Annotated in this window: 3 protein-coding genes, 1 tRNA gene and 1 pseudogene; 1 reads left to right on the top strand and 4 read right to left on the bottom strand. The window is 65.1% G+C overall.

The features are described from left to right. From Mlute_RS14810 to Mlute_RS14795, 4 genes are all read right to left on the bottom strand, one after another. A partial coding sequence (locus Mlute_RS14810; RefSeq protein ID WP_119361298.1) for an RNase adapter RapZ occupies positions 1-675 on the bottom strand: 675 nt, incomplete at its 3' end. A 36-nt stretch (positions 676-711) separates the two neighbouring features. After that, the gene (locus Mlute_RS14805) at positions 712-1,194 is read right to left on the bottom strand and encodes an FKBP-type peptidyl-prolyl cis-trans isomerase (RefSeq protein ID WP_119361299.1); all 483 of its coding nucleotides are present in this window, start codon (positions 1,192-1,194) and stop codon (positions 712-714) included. A 23-nt stretch (positions 1,195-1,217) separates the two neighbouring features. Further along, a complete protein-coding gene (rlmN, locus tag Mlute_RS14800) occupies positions 1,218-2,246 on the bottom strand; it encodes a 23S rRNA (adenine(2503)-C(2))-methyltransferase RlmN (protein WP_119361297.1) in 1,029 nt (342 codons plus the stop codon). 65 nt (positions 2,247-2,311) lie between these two features. Then, a tRNA-Arg gene (locus Mlute_RS14795) sits at positions 2,312-2,388 on the bottom strand. Between the two features lie 119 nt (positions 2,389-2,507). Between Mlute_RS14795 and Mlute_RS16310 the strand changes: the two are divergent. Next, positions 2,508-2,643 (top strand): annotated as a pseudogene (locus tag Mlute_RS16310) (IS4-like element ISTth2 family transposase); the annotation flags it as partial.

Genomic DNA, 2,643 nt, shown 5'->3' with positions numbered 1-2,643 from the left:
GGCCCCCTCCGCCGAGAGGCCGATGGCGGTGAGGAGGGTGCGGTAGAAGGTTTCGTTCCGCTTCTCCGAGAAGACGTAGGCGGCTACCTCGGGGTCGGTGCCGGGGCGCGACTTGAGCACCGGGTCATAATGGGGGTTGGGCAGGGAGCGCACGTCAAGCACCAGGTCGGCGTCCTGGGGAGGGCCCCATTTGAAGCCGAAGGAGAGTATCCGCAGTAAGAAGCCCTCCTCCTCTCCCAAGGCCGCCTCGAGGGCCTCCTTGAGCTGACGGGGGGTACGCTCGGAGGTGTCTAGAACTAGGTCGGCCCGGTCGCGCAAGGGCAGCAGGGCCTGCCGCTCCTCCTCAATTTCCCGCAGCAGGTTGCCCATCCCCAAAGGGTGCAGCCGGCGGGAGAGGTTGTAGCGCCTGAGCAGAACATCCGACCTGGCCTCGAGGTAGACGATGAAGGGTTTGAGCTCCTGGAAGATGGCCTCCACCCCGGTGAGGAAGCCTCGAGCCCGTATGTCTAAGACCGTCGCCACCCGGTGGATGCCCTGGGCCTCCACGGTTCTGAGCAGCTCACCCCAGAGCTGGGGTGGCAGGTTGTCTACCGAGAAGTAGCCCAGGTCCTCCAGGGCCATCCGGGCTGAGGTCAGCCCGGCCCCGCTCTGTCCGCTTAGCACCACGAACCGCATCCCAAACCAGTATATGGGCCCAGGTTTTGCACAGGCCTACTTGATTTCAAGCAGCTCCACGTCAAACACCAACGCCGCGCCGGGGGGTATCTCGGGGCTGGGGCTGCGCTCGCCGTAGGCCAGGTGGGCGGGGATGATTAAGCGGCGCTGGCCCCCTACCCGCATCCCCACGATGCCGGAATCCCAACCGGGGATCACCTGGCCCGCCCCCAGGGTGAACTCAAAGGGGCCGCGGCCGGGCCGGCAGGAGGAGTCAAACTCCTTCCCGTCCACCAGCCGGCCGATGTAGTGCACCCGAACAGTGTTGGAGGTGATGGCCTGGGGCCCTTGGCCTTCCTTGAGGTCTTCTATGCGGAGGGCGAGGATGGCCTCGTTGGTCAGGCCGGCGGCCGCGGCGGGGGGGGTGGTGCAAAGGGTTCCCGTCCCTTGGGGGCCGCCCTGCCGCCCCAAGAGCAGGTAGGCCCCCACGGCCAGCAGCCCCAGCAGGCCAGCCCCTACCAGGATCGCGCTTCGCTTCATGCTGCCCATTGTATTAGCCTTCCTCAGGCCGGCTGCTGCAAGGATAGCTGCCCGCAGGCCGCCCCTACGTCCCTTCCCCGGCTGAAGCGCACCGAGGTGGGAAGCCCCTGGGCCTCCAGCGCTGCCTTGAAGCGCAGGATGCCGGCTCTAGGGGTGCCCTGGTGGGGCGCCCCAGGCCAGGGGTTCCAGGGGATGAGGTTGATGTGGACGCTTATTCCCTGGAACTGCTGGGCCAGGGCCTTGGCTTGCCACTCGTGGTCGTTCAGCCCCTTGAGCAGGGTGTACTCGAGGGTAACCCGGCGGCGGGTCTTCGCGTAGTAGTAGCGCACGGCCTCCATAATTTCGGTGATGCGGTAGCGGTGGGCGGTGGGGATGATTTGCTGGCGGGTCTCGTCGTCGGGAGCGTGGAGCGAGAGGGCCAGCCGAACCCCCAGCCCCGAGTCAGCCAGCTTGTAGATGCCCTTGGGGATGCCCACCGTGGAGAGGGTGATGCGGCGGGGGCTCATGGCCAGCCCCTCCGGGTGCAGCATCCGTTGGATGGCCGCAAAGACATTTTGGGTGTTCAAAAGAGGCTCCCCCATGCCCATCAGCACCACATTGCGCACCTCGCGGGGGGGGTGGCCTTGGTGGTGGGCGGCGTACAGAATCTGGTCCAGAATCTCGGCCGCGCTCAGGTTGCGCCCAAAGCCCATCCGCCCTGTGGCGCAGAAGGTGCATCCTGCAGGGCAGCCCACCATGCTGGAGATGCAGAGGGTCTTGCGGTTAGGATAGGGCATGTAGACCGCCTCGGTCCTCTGGCCGTCCAGCAGGGTGTATAGGTATTTGACCGAGCCGTCCTGGCTGGGGTAGGCCTCCACCGCAGAAAACTCCGTGATGCGGTACTGCTCAGCTAGTTCGGCCCGGAGGGATTTAGGTAGGTTGGTCATGGCCTCCCAGGCTCGAGCCCCCTTCTGGTACAGCCAGGCCGCGATTTGCCGCCTGCGAAAACCCTCCCCGGGAAGCTCCTCGGGGGCTAAAGAGAGGAGGGGGATTTTAGAGGCCGAGGACGCCATAGCACCTAAGTATAGCTTAGGCCATGCCCTGCAAACACAAAACCAGGGCCTTCACCCTGGCACACTGGCGGGCGCGGCAGGATTCGAACCCACGACCTACTGATCCGTAGTCAGTCGCTCTATCCAACTGAGCTACGCGCCCAAGCGCTCCATAGGCTAACAGAGCGAAAAGGCCCTGTCAATCCCCGGGAGCCCTGACCTCTCATCACTTTGTTCCGTAGGGACTTGACAGGCGGAAATAAGGAGGGGGGTTGGTAAGGTATGCGAACCAAAACCCCCCTCCTGCAGGCTACCACAACCTGGGTCCACACGGTCTTCCGGTCCCTCAGGAAACCCGCGCGCACCAACCTGGCCCTCTTCCTCTCCGCCCTCCTCTCCGGCCCCCTAGACCCCACCC

Source organism: Meiothermus luteus (assembly GCF_003574085.1).
Taxonomy (GTDB): Bacteria; Deinococcota; Deinococci; order Deinococcales; family Thermaceae; genus Meiothermus; species Meiothermus luteus.
The sequence above is the reverse complement of the archived record's forward strand: the minus strand, read 5'-3'. Positions and strand labels throughout refer to the sequence as shown.

Coding starts and splice junctions, on each gene's coding strand:
- Mlute_RS14805 (WP_119361299.1), bottom strand. CDS start 1,194: ATGAAGCGAAGCGCGATCCTGGTAGGGGCTGGCCTGCTGGGGCTGCTG.
- rlmN (WP_119361297.1), bottom strand. CDS start 2,246: ATGGCGTCCTCGGCCTCTAAAATCCCCCTCCTCTCTTTAGCCCCCGAG.